This is a genomic window from Agromyces humi, from assembly GCF_009720255.1.
Taxonomy (GTDB): Bacteria; Actinomycetota; Actinomycetes; order Actinomycetales; family Microbacteriaceae; genus Agromyces; species Agromyces humi.
This window is the reverse complement of the sequence record NZ_WJSP02000266.1, coordinates 1-5,249: the sequence shown is the minus strand read 5'-3', so window position 1 is coordinate 5,249 and position 5,249 is coordinate 1. Positions and strand designations below refer to the sequence as shown.

General features: G+C 66.7%; 6 protein-coding genes. 2 read left to right on the top strand and 4 right to left on the bottom strand.

Annotated elements, in window-relative coordinates; genetic code table 11:
• Together GH736_RS16680 and GH736_RS16675 are read left to right on the top strand one after the other, a co-directional pair.
• Positions 1-863, top strand: an 863-nt coding sequence (locus GH736_RS16680; protein ID WP_203230818.1) for a hypothetical protein, incomplete at its 5' end; no start/stop codon positions are given.
• Between the two features lie 80 nt (positions 864-943).
• Entirely contained in the window at positions 944-1,807 is an 864-nt protein-coding gene (locus tag GH736_RS16675; RefSeq protein ID WP_159605338.1) for a hypothetical protein, read from the top strand.
• A gap of 27 nt (positions 1,808-1,834) precedes the next feature.
• On the opposite strand, the gene GH736_RS16670 is transcribed toward GH736_RS16675, so the two are convergent.
• From GH736_RS16670 to GH736_RS24635, 4 genes are all read right to left on the bottom strand, one after another.
• Positions 1,835-3,631, bottom strand: coding sequence for an ABC1 kinase family protein (locus GH736_RS16670; RefSeq protein WP_159605336.1), 1,797 nt, complete (start codon positions 3,629-3,631; stop codon positions 1,835-1,837).
• Between the two features lie 5 nt (positions 3,632-3,636).
• Positions 3,637-4,206 carry a PadR family transcriptional regulator gene (locus GH736_RS16665; protein WP_407922362.1) on the bottom strand — a complete coding sequence of 190 codons (570 nt, stop codon included), beginning with the start codon at positions 4,204-4,206 and terminating at the stop codon, positions 3,637-3,639.
• Positions 4,207-4,529: 323 nt separating this feature from the next.
• Positions 4,530-4,880, bottom strand: a complete 351-nt coding sequence (locus GH736_RS25775; protein ID WP_407922361.1) for a DUF6527 family protein — start codon at positions 4,878-4,880, stop codon at positions 4,530-4,532.
• Positions 4,873-5,249 (bottom strand): hypothetical protein (locus GH736_RS24635; RefSeq protein ID WP_203230817.1); only part of this gene is annotated, 377 nt, incomplete at its 5' end. The genes GH736_RS24635 and GH736_RS25775, both read right to left, overlap by 8 nt.

Genomic DNA, 5,249 nt, shown 5'->3' with positions numbered 1-5,249 from the left:
CGTGGACTGACTGGGAGAACCTTGGCCCGACGCTGATCGCAAGCCCGGACGACCCAGGTCCAGCTCTTGCGTCAAGGCTTCCGAACCAGATCGACATCTTCAGGTTTGCGGGGGATCGCATCCTTCATGCCAGCGACGACTGGTCAAGCGGACCGCGATGGGATCAGCTGGCCTGGAACGAACTGGATCGGCCACCAACAGCCGGCCCGCGCCAAGGGGTGGCCGCGATGGCGCGAGACGCCCGTGGCTTGAAGATCGCGGTGAACTGGAACACACGCCTGTGGCTCCGCGAGTTCGATGGGCACGGGTGGTCTGGTTGGGTCGACACCGGTGGCAACGGCACCGGGAAGCCCGCCATCGCTGCCTGGGCACCGGACGAGGTCAGCTTGGTCCTGCTGGGGTATCAGGGTTTCGTAGGCCGGTATCACGGACGAGGCCGACGGGCGGACGGTAGCTGGACGTCGTGGGCAGTTATCGGCGACGGTGGCGAGCAGTTCAGGGGCGCGCCGGCTCTCGTCTCGACTCGCGACGGGGAGCTTGACCTCTTCGGCGTCGGGCTCGACTCCGCAGTATGGACCAACCACTGGGCAGACGGGTGGCAGGGATGGCGCTCGCTGGGTGGGGAGACGCAGTCTGAGGTCGCCGCTACCTCCAGCGGCCCCGGCAGGTACGAACTGTTCTACCAGCGAGGCGACTACGAGATCGAGAGTGCGTTCTTCGTGAATGGCGAGCACACATCCGGATGGGAAAGGCATCCATCCGAGACGCACTTCGCGCCGTTCGCTGTGTCTCACACAGAGGGAACCGTCGATCTCTACCACTACGGCACGGACGACAACCTCTATCGGCGCCGTTGGATTTGATCTCCACTGCATGGTCGCCGCGGCTTGGAACCACGATGATGTGCGCGTTTGAACGCATCCGAGATGTCTGAGGGGGAATCATGACGTGGTCGGACTGGGAAGCCATCGGTCCAACGCTGTTCGATCCATCGCGGGATACCCCGCCACCGGCGCTCGCCTCGAGATTGCCGAACCAGATCGACATCTTCCGCATCGCGAACAACGAGCTCGATTACGCCAATGATGATTGGCAGAGTGGGCCACGGTGGGACCGCCTCCACTGGATGGGGATGCCATTGCAGCCGGAGCACACGGGCAAGCTCCGGGGTGTCTCTGCCTCGGCATCCGGCGCCGGAAACCTCTGGGTTGCCGTGAACTTCAACAGTCGCCTGAGGTACTGCACGTTCGACGGGCATGGATGGTCGGACTGGAAGGACTCCAACGACGTGATCAAGGATCGGCCGGCGGTCTCTGCGCTCGACGGGGAGACGACCATGATCGTCAACTGGCGCGACGACAACCGCTACGTATGGATGAAGCAAAATCCGAACGGAGCCTGGTCTGAAGGGGCCGTCGGCGATCGGTTGTTCTACGGGCCGCCAACGCTGATCTCGGACGGAAAAGACTGGATTCTGTTCGGCAAAGGCGAGGACAAGGGGATCTGGGTGAACCGTTACCGCACCTACACAGATGAGTGGGTCGGCTGGACGTCACTTGGTGGCAACAATATGGCGGGTTGGGAAGTGGCCGCGACGAGCCGCGGGCTTGGCAAGTACGAGGTGTTCTACGCGGCGAAGGACCTTCGCATCACGTGGGGTGTCTGGGAGTTCGAACAATGGTCGGGGTGGGAAGCGCACCCCTCTGAGACGAAATATGTTCCCTTCGCCGTCTCGCACACCGACGGCACCATCGATCTCTACCACTACGGCACGGACGGCAACCTCTATCGGCGGCTCTGGCGCTAGATGGCCCGGCCTCGCCGTGGGCTCCGATCATCCGCGACCGCGCCGCCCGAACACCCCGCCGAAGACCGCGTGCAGCAGCGGGATCGCCGACGCCACCATCAGCGCCACGCCCCACACCGGCTCGTCGAGGCGAAGCAGGATGCCGCCGATGAACAGGCCGACGAACACGACGGCCGAGACGATCCGCCCGGCCGTGCGCTCGAGCTTCGCCAGGCGCCGCTCGATCCGCGGCGAGTGCGCGACGAGGCGGCCCTCCTCGACGCGGTCGGCGAGCGCGTCGAGGCGCTGCGGCAGGCGCGCGACGATGCTGGCGTACGACAGCGCCTCCTTGCCGAGCGCCTGCACGATGTTGCCCCGCTCGTCGCGCAGGAGCTGGCCGGCGTAGGGCTCGACGGCGTCCCACATGTTGAAGTCGGGGTCGAGCGAGCTGCAGAGGCCCGAGGTCAGCGACATCGAACGGATGACGAGCAGGAAGTTCTCGGGCAGCTGGAACGGCAGCGCCCGCATCGTCTCTCCGAACTCGATCGCGAAACTGCGCAGCTCGCGCTCGTCGATCTGCCGCACCTCGGCGAGTCCCATGCCTCCGAAGCGCGCGAACAGCTCGGACATCGCCCGCTCGAGTTCCTCGGTGTCGGCCGACGGCAGCAGGATTCCGACCCCACGGATGCTGTCGACCAGGCGCTTGCCGTCACGCGCGGCGACCGCGAGCAAGAGCTGCTGCAGTCCGCGACGCAGCCCGTCGGGCACCTCGCCCATCATGCCGAAGTCGATGAAGGTGAGCCGCCAGTCGGGGGAGGAGAGGGAGCCAGCGGATGCCCCGGGCGCAACGGATGACGCCCGCGACGCGGCATCCGGCGCCCACGTGGCATCCGTCACCCGCTCGACCGGCGTGACGAAGATGTTGCCGGGGTGCGGGTCGGCGTGGAAGAAGCCGTCGCGGAAGAGCTGGTCGAACATGACGGCCGCGAACTGCTTCGCGACCGCCTTCGGGTCGATGCCCGCCGCGAGCAGAGCCTCGCGGTCGTTGATCTTGATCGCGGTCACGTCGGCGAGGGTCAGCACGCGGCGGGTCGTGCGCTCCCAGACGACCTCGGGCGCGGCGACGCGCGGGTCGCCGGCGAAGCTCGCGGCGAACCGCTCGGCGTTGCCCGCCTCTTGCAGGTAGTCGATCTCCTGCAGGCTCGTGACGGCGAACTCCTCGACGAGCGAGGGGAGGTCGACGTGGTTCGCGACGAATCGCACGCGGCTGAGCCATCCGGCCACGCGACGCAGCGCCGACAGGTCGACGTCGACGATCGTCTCGATGCCCGGTCGCTGCACCTTGACGACGGCCTCGTCGTATCCCATGTCGGCGGCGTCGATCGGCGAGAGCGTGGCGCGGTGCGCTTGGCCGAGGGATGCCGCGGCCAGCGGTTCGGGGTCGAACGACGCGTACGCCTGCTCGAGCGGTACGCCCAGCTCGGCGGCGGCGAGGCGCCGGATCGCGTCGAACGGCACGGGCGGCACCTCGTCCTGCAGGCCGGCGAGCTCCTTCGTGATCTCGGGCGGCAGGATGTCGAGGCGCGACGAGAGGTACTGGCCGACCTTGATCATGAGGCCGCCGAGGTCGACCGCGAGCACGTGGAAGCGCTGGGCGATGCGGGTCAGCCGGGCTTCCCGCCCGCGCGCCGCGACCTTGGCCAGGCCGATGCGGGGCAACACGAGCTCGTACCACCACGTCTGCACGATGTACCGCGCGGCGAACCGCAGGATCCGCCGGTAGCGGGCACGCGTGTTGCCGACGTCGGGCGTCGGGTCCCCAGGACCCCGACGTGCCGAGCCCACCGAGGTCAGTCCTGAGCGAGGATCGAGTAGAGGCGACGACGCGCCTCGTCGAGCGCCTCGACCGCCTGCTTGACCTGCTCGGGAGTGCCCGTGCGCTGCACCTGCGCCGCAGCCTGTGCGAGCTCGATGCCGGCCTTCGGGAGTGCCCCCATGCCGCCGGATTCGCGCGAGCTCGAGGTCTGCCACGGCTGCGGTCGATCAGCGGATGCCTCGACCTCGACCCGTCCCGCCTCGGTGAGCGAGTACGTCTTGCGGCCGTTCGACTCCTCGGCGCTGATGAGTCCCTCGTCGGCGAGCAGCTGCAACGTCGGATACACCGAGCCCGCGCTCGGCTTCCACACGCCGCCGCTGCGCTCGGCGATCTCGCTGATGATCTGGTAGCCGTGCATCGGCTTCTCGGCGAGGAGCGAGAGCACCGCCGCGCGGACGTCGCCGCGGCCCATGCGCGGTGCGACCTTCTGCTCGAACATGCCACGCAGCTGCTCCATGGCCTCCCACAGGTTCGGCCCCGAGCGACCCTGCCCCCACCCGCCGGAGCCGCCGGTGAAGTTGTCGCCCATGTACGAAGCGCTCATGATGTCCTCCCTGAACCGGGGCCCGATCTGGGTCTCGACGATATATCAACGATATATCGTTCGGATGCTTCGGGGTAGACGTTTGGCGTGTCGACTGAGCGATTGCGCCGCCTCGCGATCCGCCCATCGGATCATCCGAACCCGCCACGTCTCGGGCAGCGGCTTGCGGATCGGGTCGCCTGCACGTGCTCCGTGTTGAAGGTGCTAGGGCACGGATGCCGCGGCGTTTACCCCTTCGGTAAACCGCTCCTTCACCTTTGAGCGCGTACTGTCCTCAGACCCAGCCAGTTCAGCGCGTCGACGAAGGGCTACGCCCGTCGGCCCTACTGCACCCAGACAACCCGCCCGTGGTGAATCCAGAAGTGGCAACGCACGCCTCCGTCCCGGTTTCTGTCGATCGAAGGATGAAGCGATGGCCTACCCGCACCAACCTCAGACACCGTCCAACGCGGACTTGCCGTGCCGGAGAGCGGCATCAGAATCGTATGGCCGCGGCCGCACGGGCAGTCGAGCAAGGCCCATTTGGGACGGTCAGGTGTACCAGCAATCGCCAGTTCGTTGGCTCGTGGCACGTCAGGTAGTTCCGAGTGCTCCGCGTAGTACTTGACGCGAGTGAGCCGGCCGGTGAAGATGCCGTGTCGTCGGAGCCAACGCCGGAATCGGTTCTTACGCATCCGTCCATCCATAGTCAAGGAAAGGCTCTTGGGTGCCCACCGCGACATGGGTTGACTTGCCGCAGCGATGCGTTCCCCGGGTTAGATGCCGGGTTCGGCTCATTTCTCGGCTCCCGATTCGAGCGACAAGGCGGTTGGCCGGTTCCATCTCGCAATAGCCAAAGACGCGAGAGAGCAACTCGTTCACCGCTAGCGACGCGGCGATTGTGGTGAACGTGATGACAGACGGGTTGGGCTCACCGAGCTCTGGGGCGTAACCCTGACGGATAAGGCTTTGTCGTTCCTCGTCGCTGAGCGCCTCGAGACGCGCCTTGTCCGGATCGACGTCCCCCATGCAGACCAGGCAAGCCGTGGTGGGCGTGACGACCG